This is a genomic window from Sphingobium tyrosinilyticum (assembly GCF_042654265.1).
Classification (GTDB): domain Bacteria; phylum Pseudomonadota; class Alphaproteobacteria; order Sphingomonadales; family Sphingomonadaceae; genus Sphingobium; species Sphingobium tyrosinilyticum.
In genome coordinates, this window is the sequence record NZ_JBHSFZ010000064.1 from 108,068 (window position 1) to 125,933 (window position 17,866).

17 protein-coding genes are annotated in these 17,866 nt (G+C 59.5%); 10 read left to right on the forward strand and 7 right to left on the reverse strand.

Annotated features, from left to right (window positions below; translation table 11 throughout):
• Nucleotides 1–20 precede the first annotated feature (20 nt).
• From ccmE to ccmC, 3 genes are read right to left on the reverse strand one after another with little or no spacing between them, the layout of a single operon-like run.
• Nucleotides 21–467 carry a cytochrome c maturation protein CcmE gene (gene ccmE, locus ACFO3E_RS17985; protein WP_066523720.1) on the reverse strand — a complete coding sequence of 149 codons (447 nt, stop codon included), beginning with the start codon at nt 465–467 and terminating at the stop codon, nt 21–23.
• Nucleotides 464–595 carry a hypothetical protein gene (locus tag ACFO3E_RS17990; protein WP_257784360.1) on the reverse strand — a complete coding sequence of 44 codons (132 nt, stop codon included), beginning with the start codon at nt 593–595 and terminating at the stop codon, nt 464–466. The genes ccmE and ACFO3E_RS17990 overlap by 4 nt, the downstream gene beginning before the upstream one ends.
• A 4-nt stretch (nt 596–599) precedes the next feature.
• On the reverse strand, nt 600–1,322 hold the full coding sequence (ccmC, locus tag ACFO3E_RS17995; protein ID WP_066523718.1) for a heme ABC transporter permease CcmC: 723 nt from the start codon (nt 1,320–1,322) through the stop codon (nt 600–602).
• A 183-nt stretch (nt 1,323–1,505) separates the two neighbouring features.
• Between ccmC and purF the strand changes: the two genes are divergently transcribed.
• Together purF and ACFO3E_RS18005 are read left to right on the forward strand one after the other, a co-directional pair.
• Entirely contained in the window at nt 1,506–2,984 is a 1,479-nt protein-coding gene (gene purF / locus ACFO3E_RS18000; RefSeq protein ID WP_066523716.1) for an amidophosphoribosyltransferase, read from the forward strand.
• Between the two features lie 98 nt (nt 2,985–3,082).
• The gene (locus ACFO3E_RS18005; protein ID WP_066523714.1) at nt 3,083–3,793 is read left to right on the forward strand and encodes an SDR family NAD(P)-dependent oxidoreductase; all 711 of its coding nucleotides are present in this window, start codon (nt 3,083–3,085) and stop codon (nt 3,791–3,793) included.
• A 3-nt stretch (nt 3,794–3,796) separates the two neighbouring features.
• On the opposite strand, the gene ACFO3E_RS18010 is transcribed toward ACFO3E_RS18005, so the two are convergent.
• Entirely contained in the window at nt 3,797–5,062 is a 1,266-nt protein-coding gene (locus ACFO3E_RS18010) for an SAM-dependent methyltransferase (RefSeq protein ID WP_066523712.1), read from the reverse strand.
• A gap of 33 nt (nt 5,063–5,095) precedes the next feature.
• Complete coding sequence (locus ACFO3E_RS18015; RefSeq protein ID WP_066523710.1) at nt 5,096–6,472, reverse strand: cryptochrome/photolyase family protein; 1,377 nt, start codon at nt 6,470–6,472, stop codon at nt 5,096–5,098.
• Nucleotides 6,473–6,655: 183 nt separating this feature from the next.
• On the opposite strand from ACFO3E_RS18015, the gene ACFO3E_RS18020 reads away from it, so the two are divergent.
• From ACFO3E_RS18020 to ACFO3E_RS18055, 8 genes are all read left to right on the forward strand, one after another.
• Complete coding sequence (locus ACFO3E_RS18020; protein WP_066523708.1) at nt 6,656–7,141, forward strand: RNA pyrophosphohydrolase; 486 nt, start codon at nt 6,656–6,658, stop codon at nt 7,139–7,141.
• A 52-nt stretch (nt 7,142–7,193) separates the two neighbouring features.
• On the forward strand, nt 7,194–8,399 hold the full coding sequence (locus ACFO3E_RS18025) for a hydrolase (RefSeq protein ID WP_066528416.1): 1,206 nt from the start codon (nt 7,194–7,196) through the stop codon (nt 8,397–8,399).
• Between the two features lie 13 nt (nt 8,400–8,412).
• Nucleotides 8,413–9,432 carry an arginine N-succinyltransferase gene (locus ACFO3E_RS18030; RefSeq protein ID WP_066523706.1) on the forward strand — a complete coding sequence of 340 codons (1,020 nt, stop codon included), beginning with the start codon at nt 8,413–8,415 and terminating at the stop codon, nt 9,430–9,432.
• On the forward strand, nt 9,429–10,688 hold the full coding sequence (locus ACFO3E_RS18035; RefSeq protein ID WP_066523704.1) for an N-succinylarginine dihydrolase: 1,260 nt from the start codon (nt 9,429–9,431) through the stop codon (nt 10,686–10,688). Before ACFO3E_RS18030 ends, ACFO3E_RS18035 begins: the two co-directional genes overlap by 4 nt.
• Before the next feature lie 26 nt (nt 10,689–10,714).
• Nucleotides 10,715–10,936, forward strand: coding sequence for a hypothetical protein (locus ACFO3E_RS18040; protein ID WP_066523702.1), 222 nt, complete (start codon nt 10,715–10,717; stop codon nt 10,934–10,936).
• Nucleotides 10,937–10,998: 62 nt separating this feature from the next.
• Nucleotides 10,999–12,453 (forward strand): cobyric acid synthase, encoded by a 1,455-nt coding sequence (locus ACFO3E_RS18045; RefSeq protein WP_066528415.1) that lies wholly within the window; start codon nt 10,999–11,001, stop codon nt 12,451–12,453.
• A gap of 112 nt (nt 12,454–12,565) precedes the next feature.
• Entirely contained in the window at nt 12,566–14,311 is a 1,746-nt protein-coding gene (locus ACFO3E_RS18050) for a type I secretion system permease/ATPase (protein ID WP_082919512.1), read from the forward strand.
• A 76-nt stretch (nt 14,312–14,387) separates the two neighbouring features.
• The gene (locus ACFO3E_RS18055) at nt 14,388–15,704 is read left to right on the forward strand and encodes an HlyD family type I secretion periplasmic adaptor subunit (RefSeq protein WP_066523700.1); all 1,317 of its coding nucleotides are present in this window, start codon (nt 14,388–14,390) and stop codon (nt 15,702–15,704) included.
• Between the two features lie 12 nt (nt 15,705–15,716).
• Here the strand turns inward: ACFO3E_RS18055 and pelF are convergent, their stop codons facing one another.
• Both pelF and ACFO3E_RS18065 read right to left on the reverse strand, forming a co-directional pair.
• Nucleotides 15,717–17,210 (reverse strand): GT4 family glycosyltransferase PelF, encoded by a 1,494-nt coding sequence (pelF, locus tag ACFO3E_RS18060; RefSeq protein WP_066523699.1) that lies wholly within the window; start codon nt 17,208–17,210, stop codon nt 15,717–15,719.
• Nucleotides 17,207–17,863, reverse strand: a complete 657-nt coding sequence (locus tag ACFO3E_RS18065) for a hypothetical protein (protein ID WP_380806869.1) — start codon at nt 17,861–17,863, stop codon at nt 17,207–17,209. The genes pelF and ACFO3E_RS18065 overlap by 4 nt, the downstream gene beginning before the upstream one ends.
• Nucleotides 17,864–17,866 lie beyond the last annotated feature (3 nt).

The window sequence follows — 17,866 nt, forward strand, 5'->3', positions numbered from 1 at the left end:
GGTTACCGAATGGATCATGTTCACCGATCGGCCTTCATTTCATGTGTCTTCTCATTATAGCGCATGCCTTCCAGTTCACGGGGCATGTAGCGCTCATCATGCTTGGCCAGCAGGTTGGTGGCGACAAAAGTGCCTGAGGTGTCGAACGAGCCTTCTGCGACCACGCCCGATCCTTCGCGAAAGAGGTCGGGCGCTATACCCTTGAAGATCGCTGGAACCGTCGCTTGGCCATCGGTTACATCAAAATGGATAGTCACACCGTCTGCCGCGCGCTTTAAACTGCCTCTAACCACCATGCCCCCCAGGCGAATGGCCTTACCAGGCTCCACACCCTTGGTGCGGACATCGGCGGGCGCGTAGAAATAGGCTGCTTCGTCGCGCAGCGCGGATGCCGCGAGCAGACCTGCACCAATCAGGGCGAGCAAAGCGACCAAGGCCAGTATCAGACGTTGATGCTTGGCCTTCATGACTTATCCGACAATTTTTGCGCGGCCATTTCCGCGCTCCGCATGGACCGCCAGCAAAACAGGCACAGCGCGGCCGTGCCCAGAAAGGTGAGTGCATAGGCGCCGATCACAAAGGCCCATTGGTTCATGCCGCTATCCTCGCGCCAGCCGCTGCATGCGCGCTTCCACCTTGTTACGGGCCAATATCGTTCGCATCCGCATCAGGACGATGGCGCCGAACAGCAGCGAAAATCCTGTAAGCGTGAAGCCAAGCGGCCAAAGCAGCGACACATCGATACTCGAACCGCTTAAAGTGATGCTGGGTCCCTGATGCAGGCTGTTCCACCACACGACGGAACGATTGATAATCGGTATGTTCACCGCTCCGACGAGCCCAAAAATGGCCGTAACGGGACTCACCCCACCCTGCCCCTGACGAGCGCTCGCATTGCCGAGCGCAATATATCCAAGATACAGGAACAAGAGCACAAGCATGGACGTCATACGGCCATCCCATTCCCACCACGTTCCCCACGTAGGGCGCCCCCAGATTGATCCTGTGGCAAGGCAGATTGCAGTGAACAATGCTCCTGGCGCCGCAATCGCCCGTCCCGCGACGGCTGCAAGCGGGTGCCGCCAGACCAACTGCATAAGTGCCGCGATAGCGATGCCCGCCCACCCGGCCATGCCCAGCCATGCCGCAGGCACATGGATATACAATATCCGGACCGTCTCGCCTTGAAGGTAATCGGCGGGCGTCATGAACAGGCCACAGGTCGCTCCCGCCACAAGCAGCGCGAGGCCGGGCCAGAAAAGCCAGACAGTGAGCGGCCGAGCGATCTTGAGGAAGCGGGCAGGATTGGCGAAGCGGTGCATTTGGACAGGCTCTTTAGCCGCGCCTCGCTCGCAAAGCCAGTAGCCCTTTTTGCTCCTGCCGACGCAGAAAAATCCCGCCCTTTACACAGCTGAGCAGGCTTTTTTGTTACTAGCAGGCGACAAATCGCAATCGAACCACTATATGCGCGCGCAGCAGCCCAATTGAGGCGTACAGCATCGGCTATGGATCCGCTCGCACCCATGTTTACGACAAATCCGTTCGACGACGACAAGCTGCGTGAAGAATGCGGCATTTTCGGGGTCATTCAAGCCGAAACCGCTTCGGCGATCGTGGCGCTTGGCCTTCATGCGCTCCAACATCGCGGACAGGAAGCCGCGGGTATTACCAGCTGGGACGGCCATGATTTCCATACCCATCGAGCGATGGGTCATGTGGCAGGCAATTTCGACCGCGACGAAGTGATTCGCGGGCTCCCCGGCGATACAGCGGTCGGCCATGTCCGCTATTCCACCACCGGCGAAACCTCGCTTCGTAACGTGCAGCCGCTTTATGCCGAACTCAATTCGGGTGGCTTCGCCATCGCGCATAATGGCAATATTTCCAATGCGATGAAGCTGCGCCGCGAGCTTATTCGCCGCGGGTCCATCTTCCAATCGACGTCCGATACGGAGGTCATCATCCATCTGGTGGCAACCTCCACATACCGGACGCTGCTGGACAAATTCATCGATGCCCTAAAGCAGGTCGAAGGCGCCTATTCTCTTATTGTCACGACGCCTGAAGGCATGATTGCATGCCGCGATCCGCTAGGCATTCGGCCGCTGGTCATGGGTAAACTCGGAGACTCCATCATCTTCGCTTCCGAAACGGTGGCTTTCGATGTCGTAGGCGCAGAGCATTTGCGTTCGATCGAGCCCGGCGAACTGGTCATTGTGACTCATGATGGCCAGGTTCGTAGCCACCGGCCATTCGGCGAAGTGCACCCCCGCCCCTGCATCTTTGAACATGTCTATTTCAGCCGCCCTGATTCAATAGTCGATGGGTCGAGCGTCTATTCGGTTCGCAAAGCAATCGGTGCACAGTTGGCGGTCGAAAACCCTGTGGATGCCGATTTGGTCATTCCAGTCCCCGACAGCGGCGTGCCCGCGGCGATCGGCTATGCCCAACAGTCCGGTATCCCATTTGAATTGGGGATAATCCGGTCGCACTATATCGGCCGCACCTTCATCCAGCCGGGCGACAAGGTCCGCCACCTCGGGGTGAAGCTCAAGCATAATGCCAACCGTGCGCTTATCGATGGCAAGCGGGTTGTCCTTATAGACGATTCGATCGTGCGTGGGACCACGAGTCTCAAAATCGTTCAGATGATGCGCGAGGCTGGGGCAAAGGAAGTGCATATGCGCATCGCTAGCCCGCCAACCCGGCACAGCTGCTTCTATGGCGTCGATACCCCGGAGCGCACCAAGCTGCTGGCGCATCGCTTGGACATCGGCGGGATGCAGGATTTTATCCATGCCGACAGCCTGTCTTTCATCTCGATCGACGGGCTTTACAAGGCGCTTGGAGAAGCGAAGCGGGCTGACATTCGGCCGCAATATTGCGACGCCTGCTTCACGGGCGACTACCCGACCACGCTCACCGATCAGGACGAAGTCGTCGTTCAGAACCAGCTCGAACTGCTGGCAGAGCGGGTCGTCTGATCCTTCATCCGACTCGGGTTGGCTGCTCGCTCTGAGTAGCCACCAATTTCACCTAACGAACCGGCCCTCTCGGTGGAGACGGGCGAACAGGATGCTTCATGTCCACTCTTCCTCTTTCCGGTAAGCTTGCCCTGGTAACTGGCGCTAGTCGGGGCATTGGTGCGGCAACCGCCGAAGCCTTGGGTGCGGCGGGTGCGCATGTCATCCTGACCGCCAGGACGGTCGCTGGTCTGGAAGAAGTTGAAGAACACATCCATAGCGCAGGCGGCAATGCCACCATAGCGCCTCTCGACCTGATCGATGGCGAAAGCATCGGGCGGCTTGCGCAGGCAGTGTCGGGCCGCTGGCAGGCGCTGGACGTTCTCGTGCTCAATGCCGCGACGCTGGGTAGTCTGGCTGCGGTGCCCGCAATTGATGCGAAGGAATTTGCACGGCTGCTGACACTCAACATAGCTGCGCCACAGGCGCTGATCGCCGCATTCGATCCGATGCTACGCGCCAGTGCCAATGCGCGCGTGATCGCCGTCACATCATCCGTCGCGACCGCACCGCGCGCCTATTGGGGCGGATATGGCGCGTCCAAAGCCGCATTAGAAACGCTGGTCAGCGCCTATGGCGAGGAGGTGAAAAATATCTCCGCGATTCGCACGCATATCGTCGATCCGGGCGCCACGCGGACCGCGATGCGCGCGCGCGCATTCCCGGGCGAAGATCCGGCGACGCTCAAAGGACCCGAAGTGGTCGGCCAAGCCATTGTCGATCTTGTCCTGACCGACCGGCCCAACGGCTACCACCACCGCGTGGATTGACGCTTAGTTCGGTTTTACTAGCGTCACTTGCGCGACGTCGATCATGCCGCCCCGGAAGCCGCCTTCACAATACATGAGATAATAGCGCCAGAGCGCGACAAAATGCTGGTCAAAGCTAGGGGGGAGCAGGCCACGATCGACAATCAGATCGAATCGCTCCCTCCAACGCCGCAGCGTTTCGGCATAGTGCAGGCCAAAATGGGTCACCTCGTGCCAGGCGAGCCCATTAGCGGCCGCGAGTGCACGGAAGCGGCTCTCGGAAATCAGCATGCCGCCTGGGAAGATATAGGTTTGGATGAAATCTGCGCTGCGGGCATATTTTCTGAAAATAGCGTCATCGATCAAAATATATTGGACAGCAGCCCTACCCCCCGGCTTCAGTAGCCTTGATATAGCGGCAAGGTAAGCTGGCCAATATTCCTGGCCCACGGCTTCCACCATCTCAACGCTGGCGATCGCATCAAATTGCCCTTGCGCGTCACGATAATCGGTCAGCAGGATATTGGCGCTTGGCCCCAGCCGTTCGCGCGCATAAGCAGCCTGCTCCGCCGAAAGCGTCAGCCCGTCATAGCTTATGCGGCAACGTGCCATCGCTTGCTCAGCTAGACCGCCCCAGCCACAACCGATTTCCAATAAGCTGCCGCCGTCCTTCAGGCCGAGCCGGTCCAGTATCGCATCGACCTTCCGCTGCTGCGCCCTTTCCAGGCTTTCGGTCGGGTCATCCGGATCGCGGAAGAGAGCGCTTGAGTAATGCATTTGCCGGTCAAGCCAGAGGCTGTAGAAATCATTCCCCAGATCATAATGATAGGCGATGTTCCGGCGCGATCCCTTGCGATCATTTCGCCGCGCCCAGTGCAAAAATCGGCCAATCCATCGTCCCGGCCCATTCCGACGCGCCACATTGCCGAGGGTCACGGCATTTGCCATGAACAATGCAAACAGGGGAACTGGATCCGGACTCGTCCACTCGCCGGCTGCCCATGCCCGGTACCAGCCAGCCGAACCACCAGCTATCAAGCGCAGCAAAGCGCGCCAACGAACAAGGCGGACCTGGCAGACCGGGCCGTCCGCACGTCCACCCAGTATCCGGATGCTCCCGTCGGGCAGCACCGCTTCCAAACTGCCCTTCTCAAGTCCCGCGTCTATCCGGTCCAGCAGGCGATGAAGATGTGGAGCGACCAGACGTGAGGTCCATCCCTCCGAACGTTCGACCGGAGAATGCCGTACGGATAGCGCGCGCCGTCCACGCCGAGGGTCTATCGCATTCATGCCCTCACCTCTGCCCCTTGATCTTTCATTCTGTCACCTCCTGCTCTGCCGGTAGGCGGCCAATGCTCGTTCACGCGCTTCTCGGTGACCGATGAGTTTGGACGGATAAGCGGGCGGGCGTACGTCATGGGAGTCGGGATCGTGGATCACCTTGTCATCGAGGTGCGCCAGTTCGGGCACCCAATGCCTTATATAATCTGCAGCATCGAATTTTGGAGACTGGGTCAACGGCGCCATGATGCGTGAAAAGAGGTTGGCATCGACGCCGCTTCCCGCGACCCATTGCCAGTTGACGCTATTGTTGGCGTAGTTCGCATCCACCAATGTGTTCCAGAACCAGCGTGCGCCATGACGCCAATCAATGAGCAGATGTTTAATGAGAAAACTCGCCGCGATCATGCGAACGCGATTGTGCATCCAGCCAGTGGCCCAAAGTTGCCGCATGCCCGCATCGACGATCGGATAACCGGTTCGCCCCTTCTTCCAGGCGACGAAATCGCCTTTGGCCTCGCGCAGGTCGCGCCACGGTATCCTGTTGAAGTCCGGTCTGGCATTTTGTGAGCCATAAGCGGGCAGTGCCCATATCTGGGTGTGCGCATAATCACGCCAAATCACCTCCTTGAGGAAGGTCGTCGCGTCGCCCGGCGCGGCGCTGACCCGATGCCAGACGTAGGCCGGAGACACTTCCCCGAAATGCAAATAAGGCGATAACCGCGAAGTCCCTTCTACCGACGGCAGATTGCGTGCCACATCATAGTCTTTCACTTCGTCGAGAAAGGACGCGACGTTTCGACGGGCTCCTGCTTCTCCAGGCTCCCAGTCTTTAGCGAAAGCTGCCGCCCAATCAGGATGGGTGGGACGGAGGTCCCAATCATCAAGCGAATCACTGGCTGGCCACTCAGAAGGCGGATCAATGCGCGATGGCGCAGGCTGAGGTTCGGGAGGAGGCATGTGGAGCATCGTGGCGCGCGCAAACGGGGTGTAGATTTGATAAAGCCCCCCAGTCGATGTCCGGACGCAGCCGGGCGGCAATAGCAGCATCCCTTCGTGAAGTTGCAGGTCAAGCTCTTGCGCTACAGTTCTTTCGATGTTTCGCCACCACGGCTCATAATGGGATAGCGCATGCACGCGTCGGCTGCCCGTTTCCTCAGCCAGCCGCTGCAATTCCGCTGCGCAATCGCCACGCCGCAGAATGAGCCGAGAGCTCTTCTGGCGAAGACCTTCATCCAATGATTTCAAGCTATAGTGCAGCCACCATCGCTGCGCCGCCCCTATTGTCCACTGCTTTGGGGCGGCATCGTCAAGGATATATACGGGGATCACCGGTCCCTCTTTCACCGCTGCGACGAGGGCAGCTTGGTCAGAGAGGCGGAGATCTTGACGGAGCCAGAGGATGACGGGGCCGGGCATGTATCAGCTTTGCCACTGGTTGAGCACTGTTCCAATCCCCCGCCCCAATTCAGCGCAAAAAGCTGTCCGAACAAAGCGGTGCAACTTTTCGCTAATGGACTGGCGTCATTTCAAGGATTATCATTGCACTGCACAACGCCGTCGGTTGAAAGCGGGCGGCAGAGATAATCGTCAGGGGACATCATGGCGTCAGTGCCAAATGATTCGGAGCTTGGATACCGGCCTTGCGTCGGTGTGATGCTCGTCAACATGGATGGGAAGGTCTTCGTCGGACAGCGGATCGACAGCGAAGTCGAGGCTTGGCAGATGCCGCAAGGCGGCATCGACGATGGCGAGGATGAGAAGGCAGCCGCTTTGCGCGAACTGGGCGAGGAAACTGGCATCGGGCGTGACCATGTCGAGATCATCGCGAAAGCGCGCGACGAGCATTTCTACGACCTGCCATCTGAGCTTGTCGGAAAGCTCTGGGGTGGAAAATTCCGCGGCCAGCGGCAAATCTGGTTCCTCGCCCGTTTTCTGGGCGGCGATCATGATATCAATATCGCTACCCACGAACCGGAATTTTCCGAGTGGAAGTGGATCAATCCAGAGGCGTTGCCGGACGTTATCGTGCCGTTCAAGCGCAAGCTTTACCGGGATATCCTGCAGGAATTTAAAGCATTGATTTGAAGAAGGCTCACTGCGCTGGAGAGCAGGCACTGTGTCTGATAAGCTCGCGCGGATGAACGGCCTATCGTCGTCCGAATGCGAGCTAATGGAACGCGCCTCGGCTGCGCCGATGCTTAACCAGGTGCAGGAATGGGCTGCGGTCAATAGTGGATCGCGCAATCTGGCGGGATTAGCGACCGTCGCCGGTCTGCTGACGGATGCCTTCTCGATTTTGCCGGGGGAAACCCGGTTGATCGACCCAGATGAGGTCGAAACGATCAGCCCGGCTGGTCACTTGGAGCGTTCGCACCCCGGGCGGCATCTGCTGATTTCGGTACGACCGGATGTACCCTTCCGGCTGCTTCTTACGGGCCACATGGATACGGTGTTCGCAGCCGATCACGCTTTTCAGACGGTTCAATGGGCTGATACGGATACGCTTAATGGCCCCGGCGTCGCGGACATGAAGGGTGGTCTCGCCGTCATGCTGGCGGCATTACGGGCGCTGGAAGGTTCTGCAGATTTCACGAAAATCGGCTATGACGTCGTCATCAACAGTGACGAGGAATTGGGCAGCGGCTCTTCAGCAAGGCTCCTCCGCGACACAGCGCGCGGCAAGGTTGCCGCCCTTACTTATGAGCCTGCGCTTCCCGATGGCACATTGGCTGGAGCGCGGGCGGGCAGCGGCAATTTCTCTATAATAGTCACAGGCCACAGCGCTCATGCAGGGCGCAATCCTGAGGAAGGCCGCAACGCGTTGCTAGCCGCGGCAGATCTCGCCTTGCGCTTGAAAGCGGGCAGCGGCTCCGGCCTCACTTGCAATCCGGCGCGGATAGACGGCGGCGGACCTAATAATGTCGTTCCCGACAAGGCCATCCTGCGCGTCAACTTCCGCCCGCGAACAGCGGACGCTGAAGAGGCGGCGCAGCAGCTTATCAGACGCTCTATCGCCGATGTGTCCCAAGAACATGACGTGAGCATGAGCGTACATGGCGGCTTCGGCCGGCCACCCAAACCAATGGACGGTAAGGCGATGAGCCTCTTCAAGCTCGTCAAGCAATGTGGCGCCGACCTTGGCTTGCAAATCGAATGGCGCGATACTGGGGGCGTATGCGATGGAAACAATATCGCTGCGTGCGGTGTACCGGTCGTAGATACGATGGGAGTGCGCGGCGGCGCTATTCACAGCGACGGCGAATATCTGATCGTCGAAAGCTTGGCCGAACGGGCACAGCTTTCTGCGCTGACCCTGCTGCGTATCGCACAGGGCAGATTGTAGGGAGGACACCAGCTTGAGCTTCGTTATGCGAACGGCGCGTTTGGATGATCTTCAAACCCTGTATGAACTAGCGAAAATAACGGGAGGCGGGTTCACCAACCTGCCAGCGGATCGACATGCACTCGAGCAAAAGCTGAAAAGAACAGAAATCGCTCTGGACCGGGACACCGACGAGGTCGAAGACGATTTGATCGTGCTGGTGCTGGAGAACAGCGCGACGGGTCAAGTTCGCGGCACCTGTCAGATCTTCAGCAAGGTAGGTCAAAGCTCGCCCTTCTATTCCTATCGCCTGGGCGTCATGACGCAACATAGCCGGGAGCTGTCGCGCACGTTCCGCGCGCAGATGCTCTCGCTGGTCACGGACCTTGAGGGCTCTACCGAAGTCGGGGGCCTGTTCCTGCACCCGCGCGAGCGAGCCGAAGGTCTAGGCTTGCTGCTCGCCCGCAGCCGATATCTCTATATTCGGAACCATCGTTCACGTTTCGGAGATCGAGTGATTGCGGAATTGCGCGGCGTCATTGATGAAGCAGGCGGCTCGCCCTTCTGGGATGGGCTTGCTGGGCGCTTCTTCGGCATGAGCTTTCAGGAGGCGGACGAGTTCAACGCTATCCATGGGAACCAATTCATCGCCGATCTGATGCCCAAGACGCCGATCTACACCGCCATGCTCAACGACAGCGCTCGGTCCGTGATTGGCATGCCTCATCCCAACGGCCGCGCTGCGATGCGGATGCTGGAGACGGAAGGGTTCAGCGATCCCGGCTATGTCGATATTTTTGACGGTGGTCCCACCATGGTTGGTCAGATCAACTCGCTTCAGACCATCATTCACGCACAGGACGTCGCATTGGCAGCTGTCCACGACAGCGGCGGAGAAAAACAGCTTGTTGCCGCCGGACAGCTTGCCAACTTTCGCTGTACCTATGGCTTTGTCCGCCGAAACGATGGCGAGGCAATATCAATCGACAAGGAGAGTGCCGCGCGACTGGGACTGGAAATTGGACAACGGTTCACGATGGTGGCGCGCGCATGACGGTTCGCGAAATCAACTTCGACGGTCTGATCGGCCCCAGCCATAATTATGCCGGACTGAGCCTTGGCAACCTAGCATCGACCCGCAATGCAAAAGCCGTATCACATCCCCGTGCGGCCGCCCTGCAGGGCATCGAAAAAATGCGCGCGAACCTGCAGCTTGGCTTATCTCAAGGTATATTTCTACCGCAGTGGAGGCCCGATGGCCGATGGCTGGACTCTCTCGGCACGAACATCAGCGACGCGGAACCGGCTATCCGGGCGGCAGCATTATCTGCATCCTCGATGTGGGCGGCCAACGCCGCGACGGTTTCACCCGCTGCCGACACGGACGATGGCCGCACGCATTTGACCGCCGCCAACCTTGTCACCATGCCCCACCGCAGCCACGAGTGGCCGCAGACTCTGGCACAACTGCGGATAGCCTTTTCCGATCGGCAGGCTTTTGCCGTTCATCCCCCCATTCCTGCCCCTTTTGGCGATGAGGGCGCCGCTAACCACATGCGGTTATGCGAACGCCACGCGGAGCGCGGTGTTGAGATATTTGTCTATGGACAATCCGGCGGGCCATATCCGTCGCGTCAGCATATCGAAGCGAGCAAGGCAGTGGCGAGGCTACACCGGCTCGATCCGGCCCGCACGATTTTTGCGATGCAGTCGCCAGACGCAATTGCAGCGGGCGCTTTCCACAATGACGTGGTCGCTGTCGCCAATGAACATGTGCTTTTCGCACATGAACGGGCCTTTGCCGACAAGGAACGTCTCTATGCTGATTTACGAAGCCTGCTGCCAGCTGCTCAGATTATCGAAGTGCCCGACCATGCGATAAGTCTTGCTGACGCTATTCAAAGCTACCTTTTCAACGCCCAACTGGTCACACTGCCCGATGGAGGCATGGCACTGATCCTGCCGACGGAGGCGAAGAGTGTTGGAAATGTTTGGACGTGGCTGGAGCAGATGGTCGCTGGCAATGGTCCGATCCGGCAGTTGGTCCCCGTCGATGTGCGGCAATCAATGGCGAATGGCGGCGGCCCTGCCTGCCTGAGACTGCGGGTGGTAGCGGACCCCGCCAATGTCGATCCGCGCTTTCTGGTGCACGAAGGGAAGCTTGACGAAATCGCGGCTATTGTCGCGCGCTACTGGCCGGAAGAGATCGCTCCGGATGAGCTGGCGGACACACGCCTCATTGCCCAGATCGAACAATCGTGGTTAATGCTTGTTGACCATTTGCAGCTTTCGGGCGACTTAATTCCCTAGAGCCAATCGTCGCTCGAGTGGGACCGATGGAACGGATTAAGCGCCTCTTCACGATCAAGACGAAGTTTGAGGCGTTCCTGGTCATCTACGCGCTTGCGCTCGGCGCTACCGAGCGCGGTATCGTCTATATGCAGCAATATCCCGGCACCGGCGGGCACCTTCTCGCCTTGGCGTGCACGGGCTCCGTGTTCATGGCGGGCGGCAAGATCCTGGACGCGGTGGACTTGCAGCGCCATTTGCTTGGCTGAAGGGCTTCTTTCCAAATAGCGCGGCAGTTGACCTGCGGCACAAGCACATGCAGGAGCCCGTCATGGCTGCGCTCATGCTTCAGGGGACAGGGTCCGACGTCGGCAAATCAGTGTTGGTCGCAGGGCTGTGCAGAGCCCTCGTCCATCGCGGCTTTCGGGTGCGTCCGTTCAAGCCCCAGAATATGTCGAACAATGCCGCCGTCACCATCGACGGTGGGGAAATCGGACGGGCACAAGCTTTGCAGGCGCTGGCGGCGGGCGTGGAGCCGCACAGCGACATGAACCCGGTACTGCTGAAGCCACAGGCCGACCGAACTTCGCAACTGGTCGTGCATGGAAAGGTTCGCGGTTCTCTAGGCGCAGGGAACTTCCGGACAGCGCGTGGCGAATTGCTCGAGGCGGTAATGGAGAGCTATCACCGGCTCCGCCAGCAGTGCGATATCGTTGTGGTCGAGGGCGCCGGGTCGCCTGCAGAAATCAATCTGCGGGCGGGGGACATCGCCAATATGGGCTTCGCTCGCGCTGCCGATGTGCCGGTGGTCCTCGTCGGCGACATAGACCGGGGCGGCGTGATTGCGGCGATTGCAGGGACAAAGGCTGTCATCGATCCCGCCGATGCCGCGATGATCCGTGGATTCCTGATCAACAAGTTTCGCGGCGATCCTGCCTTATTCGAGGACGGTTATCGCCAGATCGAGGAACTGTCAGGATGGCGGGGATTGGGTGTAATTCCCTGGTTGAAAGCGACGGCTAGACTACCGAGCGAAGATGCGGTCGTGCTGGAGCGAGCAAATGAAAAGAGCGGTGAGCGGTTGGTGATCGCGTGCCCCATCCTGCCGCGCATCGCCAATTTCGACGATCTTGATCCGTTCAAGCTGGAACCGGCAGTCGATCTTGTCATGGTACCACCCGGCCAGCCCATACCGGCGGAGGCTAGCCTGATTGTCGTGCCGGGATCGAAGGCGACGATCGCCGATCTTCGAGCGCTTCGATCGGAAGGGTGGGACATCGATATCCTAGCTCATCATCGTCGGGGAAAACCCATCTTGGGCATCTGCGGCGGTTATCAAATGCTTGGCCGAACGATCACTGATCCGGAGGGTATCGAGGGCACGCCTGAGACGATCCAAGGTCTCGGGTTACTCGATGTCGAGACGCGGTTAGCCGCTTCCAAATCCCTGGAACGTGTGAGCGGGCGTGCCGTTGAGCAGAGCTTCAGCGGATATGAAATGCATGTCGGCATCACCACCGGACCTGACTGCGCACGACCATTCGCAGAACTGGACAGCGGTCGATCCGATGGCGCAATCAGCGCTGACGGACGAATATCCGGCACTTATGTCCACGGGTTGTTCGCCAGTACCGATCTCCGCAGGGCGATGATGGGGACCATAGGCGGGCAGTCTGCGCGAGAGAATTATGACTCCTCCGTTAATCAGGCACTCGACGAGATAGCAGCGCAACTGGAAGAACATACCGATATTCGCGCTATGATCGCGATCGCCACGGGCCAGTGACCCATTCTGACCCATTTGGCCCAGCGACTATCCTTTTAGGCATATTTTGCCGCCCTTCCCTTTTCATTATGATTCCTGTTCTCGGGGCAATTTCCATAGTAGGGGGCCGGGCATGATGCTGGACCTTGGTCATCCATCGGATATCATGGCCCAGGCGCTTTCGTCCTGCCGCCGGCATTTCCTGTCATCTCTGATTTTCAGCGCGTTGCTCAACCTACTCTATATCGCGCCAGTTCTTTACATGTTGCAGGTCTATGATCGGGTCGTGTCGGAGCATGGGACGACGACGCTCTTATTCCTGACGCTGATCCTCCTCATCTCCCTTGCGGCGCTGTCTCTGCTGGAGTTTGTGCGATCGCGACTGCTGGTCCGGGCCAGCGTGCGGCTCGACAGGCAGCTGTCCGGAGTTCTGTTGGACACCACCCTGATGCGGCGCGGCCCTACCGCGGACACAATGAACAAGCAGGTCTTGCGCGAATTCGACACGCTTCGCCAAGCGTTGACCGGGCCGACGATCCTGACGATCTTCGACATCCCCTGGAGCCCGATCTACGTGATCATTTGCTTCATCATTCATCCGGCAATAGCCGCGTTGGCGGTGGCGGGCGGCGCGGTGCTGCTTTTTATCACATTCAGGAATGAGCGGCAGACCAGCCAGCCGCTGACCCGCGCCAATGAAGCAGCAAGCAAGGCTTATGTGAGCCAGGAGCAAACGCTCGCCGGAGCGGAGATCATCCGTGCGCTGGGAATGCGGCAGGCGTTGGTTCACCGCCATCTGGCCGAGCGCCAGACGATGCTGCGTCTCCAGACCGAAGCGAGCTTTGCGGGCGGGCGTCATGTGGCGCTTAGCAAGTTCATCCGGCTTTCGCTACAGTCACTTGCACTGGGCTTGGGCGCTTGGCTGGCCGTTAACAACGCCATTTCAGCAGGAGCGATCTTCGCGGCGTCTTTCCTTGTCGGCCGTGCATTGGCGCCCATCGATCAGTTACTGAATACATGGCGCAGCTTCGTGAAGGCGCGTGGCAGCTATGAGACGCTCAACGACCTTCTCGCAGCACGCGAAGCGGATATCGCGCTCACACAGTTGCCGGCGCCTGCCGGCCGGATTGTCGCGGAACATGTGACATTGCTGAGCGCGAACCAAGAGGCGGCGATCCTTGCCGACATCAGTTTCGCCGTCGAGCCGGGCGAAGTCATCGCGATCGTGGGCCCGAGCGGCGCGGGCAAATCGACATTGCTGCGCATGTTGTCGGGGGCAAGTCGGCCACATCGGGGCACGATCAGGTTCGACGGAGCGGACATCCGCGACTGGGACACTGAACGCCTTGCTCCCTATGTCGGCTATCTGCCGCAGGATACGTCGCTATTCCCGGGATCCATCAGGGACAATATCGCTCGTTTCCAGAACTGCCTCAGCAACGACGAAAGCGCGATCGATGCCGCAGTGGTGGAAGCGGCCCGGGCAAGCGGCGTGCATGACATGATCCTCCGGCTATCCGGCGGATATAACCAGATGCTGGGCTGGGGCGGACGCGGTTTGTCCGCTGGGCAAGCGCAACGGGTCGGGCTCGCCCGCGCCCTATATGGGAACCCGCACATCATCTTCCTCGACGAGCCGAATGCACATCTGGACGCGGAGGGCGAAGTGCAGTTGGTCGCCACGCTGGCGGATCTCAAGAAGAAGAACGCGTCTGTCATCGTTGTGGCGCACCGAATGGGGATATTGGGCGTGGTCGATAAGATCATGGTGATGCGCGACGGCCGGATCGAAACCTTTGGACCACGGGACGAGGTGCTCGGCCGTCTCAAGGCCATCCGATCCAATGATCAAAATCCGGTCAAGGTCGCGGAAGCATGAAGATGATCAAAGGAGATTGCCCGTGAACAATGTCACCGGGCCTGTCCGGCCTCTTGCCCTTGGTCCTAGCGGCACAATGACGGACATTGATGACCGGGCCGATCCCGACATGCGCACTGGCATCATCGTCGCCGTGCTTTTTTTCGTTCTGCTGCTCGGTTGGGCAACATTTGCCCGCCTCGACGCCGCCGCATATGCTCCAGCCAAGCTCACGGTGGCTGGTCAGCGGCAGACGGTGCAGCACCGGGACGGCGGCGTCGTCGGTGCAATCTTCGTGAAGGAAGGACAGCATGTCACGCAGGGACAGCCTCTCATGGAGCTGGCCGCCGCCGAGGTGCGAGCACAGGCGCGCATGTATGGCGCTCAATTGATTGAACTCAAGGCGCAGCGGGCGCGGTTGATCGCCGAGCAGCTGGGAACCGGGACAATTAACTGGCCAGCGGAATTCGCTGGTTTCACCGGACAAGACAAGGCCGACGCGCAGGAGGCCATGACGCTTCAAATGCAACAGTTTCAAGCCCGCGCGGCAGTCCTGTCAGCACAGACAGGGGCACTGCGTGAACAGGCAAATCAGGTCCGGCAAACCTCACGCGGCTATCGTTCACAACTGGACGCGTCAGCCGAGCAGGCGCGGCTCATTAATGACGAACTGGAAAGTCTGCGCGGCGTTGCCGAGAAAGGTTTCGTCTCGAAATCGCGCATACGGGCCTTGGAAAGGGCGCGCGCAGATCTGATGGGGCAGTCCGGCCAATACTCGGCAAGCATCGCCCGGTCCGCGGCGGAGGGGGGTGAAAACCGCCTGAAGTCGCTCGAGGCGGTCAAGGCCTATAAGGAACGGGCCGCATCGGAACTGCGGGATGTGGAATTTTCTCTGAACGAAATTTTTCCAAAATATCGGGCGGCCAAGGACCAGCTTGCCCGCCTTCAGATTAGGGCGCCTGCAACCGGGACGGTGGTGGGTCTGAATGTCTTCACAGTGGGCGGGGTGATCGGCGCCGGACAAAAGCTGATGGACGTGGTCCCCGATCGCGCCGGGCTGGTGATCGAGGCGCGGATCGCGCCGGATGACATCGACGATCTTCGGACGGGCCAGAACGCGCAGATTCGCTTCGCCAGTCTGCATGAGCGCGACCTGCCTATCATGACTGGACAGGTTACACGCCTATCCGCCGACAGCTTCCAGGATGAGAAGACGGGACTGTCTTATTATACTGCCGAGATCACCGTCCTGCCCAAGGAACTGGAAGCGATCCGGAAGGTGCGGGGCCGCGATTTCGCGCTTCGCGCGGGGATGCCGGTCCAAGCGCTGATACCTCTGCGCAAGCGCACCGCCCTGCAATATGTGTTCGAGCCGCTCACGCAGCTGCTCTGGCTGTCTTTCCGCGAGCATTGATCGGTTTGAAAGCTATTGGAGTTCGGGAAAGCGCGGGGCCGCGCCCAATTCCTCATAGATCTTGCGATATTCCGCGATAATGGCGCTGCGATCATAGTCACTAAAGACGCGATCACGCAGCGCCTCGCCCATCGCTCGCCGCGTCGAAGGATCCCGCAACAAGCTCAGGATCGCCTGGGCTGTATCATCTGGATTGACCAACTCAGTGACGATCCCGCCACGCGGCTCGGCGCCCCGGCGGCGGCCTTCGATCAGTTCGCGGCAGCTGCCGACATCGGGCGCAATGGCAGGGATTCCGCACGCCCCGCCCTCCAATATGACGAGCGGCTGGGCTTCCGACAGGCTGGTCAGGACCAATAAGTCGATGCGCGGCATCCAGTCCGTCACATTCACGCGTCCTTCAAAGCGGACGGCGCCATCGATGCCGAGTTCCTTCACCAGCGTCTCACAATCATCAGCATAATCCGGGTCTTCATCTAGCGGCCCAAGAATGACGAAGCGGGTCTGCGGCATATCGCCTAGAACAATAGCCGCCGCTCGAATGAAGGTCTTGATATCCTTGATCGGCACCACTCGGCCGATCAATGCGACGAGCGGCCGCACCGGATCGCAGAGACGGTCAATATGCGCGAAGTTCCCCGGGTCGATCCCATTAGGAATGACTCTCAGACGGTCAGGACGCGCGCCGTGACGCCGCTGCGTTTCATTATTCGCGGTGTAGAGCGCTACTATCGGGTTGCAGGCATCGTAACAGGCGCGCGTATAGGTCTCGAACACGGCAAGCCAAAGATCGCGCAGGTCATGTCCCCCGCGATCCAGCGCAAGGCCGGTATCGATCTGATCGCCGATCCAGTCCGCCATCATGATCTCTATCTGCCTTTCGAGCAGATAAATGCCATGTTCCGTGATGAAGGCCGGACGTCCCGTTTCATAGGCTGCGCGGGCAGCGAGAAGCCCGGCGAACCCAGTCGATATGGTGTGATAGACTCGCGCCCTTGGCAACGGCGTCAGCAGCATCTTGATCAAGCCGCCCAGCAACACGCGCATCGCCCAGAAAAAATGATGGAATGAGGCGGAGCGGAACGCCGTGTCATAATAACGGGTGAACACCGCGAACATTTCACCGTTGGAGAGCAGGTCACCGGCCGTTGGGGTGGGTTTCAGGTTCGCCAGCGCCTCGGTCAACCGCACCAGGTCGTCCTTGCCGCCAGTGGAGAGAAATGCGAGCAATAAACGGCCGATCAGCCGCATTTGCCTGGGCGGAAAGCGCCGCGGCGGCGATGGCTCTACGATCAGCGGAACTTCAATGATCTGCGCCACATTGGGCGGCGGGACCATGCGCCAGGGCTGAATCGTAGCGCCAGCCTTGATCGCGATCACGGAAAAGCGGACGTCCGGCATGCTGAGGATCAGGTCCTGCAACCAGTTTGAAACGCCGCCGACAACGAATGGATAGGCTCCCTCGACGATCAGGCACACATCGCACTCGTCGCCGTCGTCCATCATGTGGCGACCTCCAGAGGCTGAGCGCGCGCCCTGGGTGACGCATCCTTGTGATGGATCATTTCCAGCGCGACCTGCGAACTGATCGTGCGCAACGGGCGCTGCCGCACATCATCCTCGGGGAGCATCTTGCCAATCTCGCGCACCTGAGCGGCCGCTTCCTGACAAAGACGCATGCGCTGCGCTTGTGGTAGCAACTGGTTATGGCATCCATGATCCGCCAGCAAGATCGCCAGCGCGTAGCGATCATCCATATTCTGGCTGGGAGCGATCTTCGCCTCCAGTTCCTGGCGTTGCTGCGTCAGATTGTAGCTGATCTGGGCTGCTGCTGCGGCAGCAAGAGCGCGGATGGTCTGATCTTCGTCCGAAAGGGCTATGATGATCAGTGGTGATAGTCTCGGCTCAAAGGAGGTGACCACCGTTTCGAGGGCATTGTAGCGGGACTGAAGGCTGCCATGGCGCAGCATTCCTGCCAGGGATCCTACTTCGTCCACTTCGGGATAGCGTATCCGCTCATCCAGGATGCGGGAGAGCCGTTCGATCGGGTTGATGCTTCTCGCGCCATGATAGCGGCGCGTGCGCGGAGGCCGATAGGTGAGCTGCCGCCTTCGTCGGAGAACCCACAGATGCGGAGACAGCAGGGTTAGTGACAACATACC

Excerpts from the sequence above, each read along its gene's own strand:
- ACFO3E_RS17990 (WP_257784360.1), bottom strand. The coding sequence starts at position 595 with ATGAACCAATGGGCCTTTGTGATCGGCGCCTATGCACTCACCTTTCTG.
- ACFO3E_RS18035 (WP_066523704.1), top strand. The coding sequence starts at position 9,429 with ATGACGGTTCGCGAAATCAACTTCGACGGTCTGATCGGCCCCAGCCAT.
- ccmC (WP_066523718.1), bottom strand. The coding sequence starts at position 1,322 with ATGCACCGCTTCGCCAATCCTGCCCGCTTCCTCAAGATCGCTCGGCCG.
- pelF (WP_066523699.1), bottom strand. The coding sequence starts at position 17,210 with ATGATGGACGACGGCGACGAGTGCGATGTGTGCCTGATCGTCGAGGGA.
- ACFO3E_RS18025 (WP_066528416.1), top strand. The coding sequence starts at position 7,194 with ATGAACGGCCTATCGTCGTCCGAATGCGAGCTAATGGAACGCGCCTCG.
- ACFO3E_RS18015 (WP_066523710.1), bottom strand. The coding sequence starts at position 6,472 with ATGCCCGGCCCCGTCATCCTCTGGCTCCGTCAAGATCTCCGCCTCTCT.
- purF (WP_066523716.1), top strand. The coding sequence starts at position 1,506 with ATGGATCCGCTCGCACCCATGTTTACGACAAATCCGTTCGACGACGAC.
- ACFO3E_RS18005 (WP_066523714.1), top strand. The coding sequence starts at position 3,083 with ATGTCCACTCTTCCTCTTTCCGGTAAGCTTGCCCTGGTAACTGGCGCT.
- ACFO3E_RS18020 (WP_066523708.1), top strand. The coding sequence starts at position 6,656 with ATGGCGTCAGTGCCAAATGATTCGGAGCTTGGATACCGGCCTTGCGTC.
- ACFO3E_RS18055 (WP_066523700.1), top strand. The coding sequence starts at position 14,388 with ATGACGGACATTGATGACCGGGCCGATCCCGACATGCGCACTGGCATC.
- ACFO3E_RS18050 (WP_082919512.1), top strand. The coding sequence starts at position 12,566 with ATGATGCTGGACCTTGGTCATCCATCGGATATCATGGCCCAGGCGCTT.
- ACFO3E_RS18040 (WP_066523702.1), top strand. The coding sequence starts at position 10,715 with ATGGAACGGATTAAGCGCCTCTTCACGATCAAGACGAAGTTTGAGGCG.
- ccmE (WP_066523720.1), bottom strand. The coding sequence starts at position 467 with ATGAAGGCCAAGCATCAACGTCTGATACTGGCCTTGGTCGCTTTGCTC.
- ACFO3E_RS18010 (WP_066523712.1), bottom strand. The coding sequence starts at position 5,062 with ATGAATGCGATAGACCCTCGGCGTGGACGGCGCGCGCTATCCGTACGG.
- ACFO3E_RS18045 (WP_066528415.1), top strand. The coding sequence starts at position 10,999 with ATGGCTGCGCTCATGCTTCAGGGGACAGGGTCCGACGTCGGCAAATCA.
- ACFO3E_RS18065 (WP_380806869.1), bottom strand. The coding sequence starts at position 17,863 with ATGTTGTCACTAACCCTGCTGTCTCCGCATCTGTGGGTTCTCCGACGA.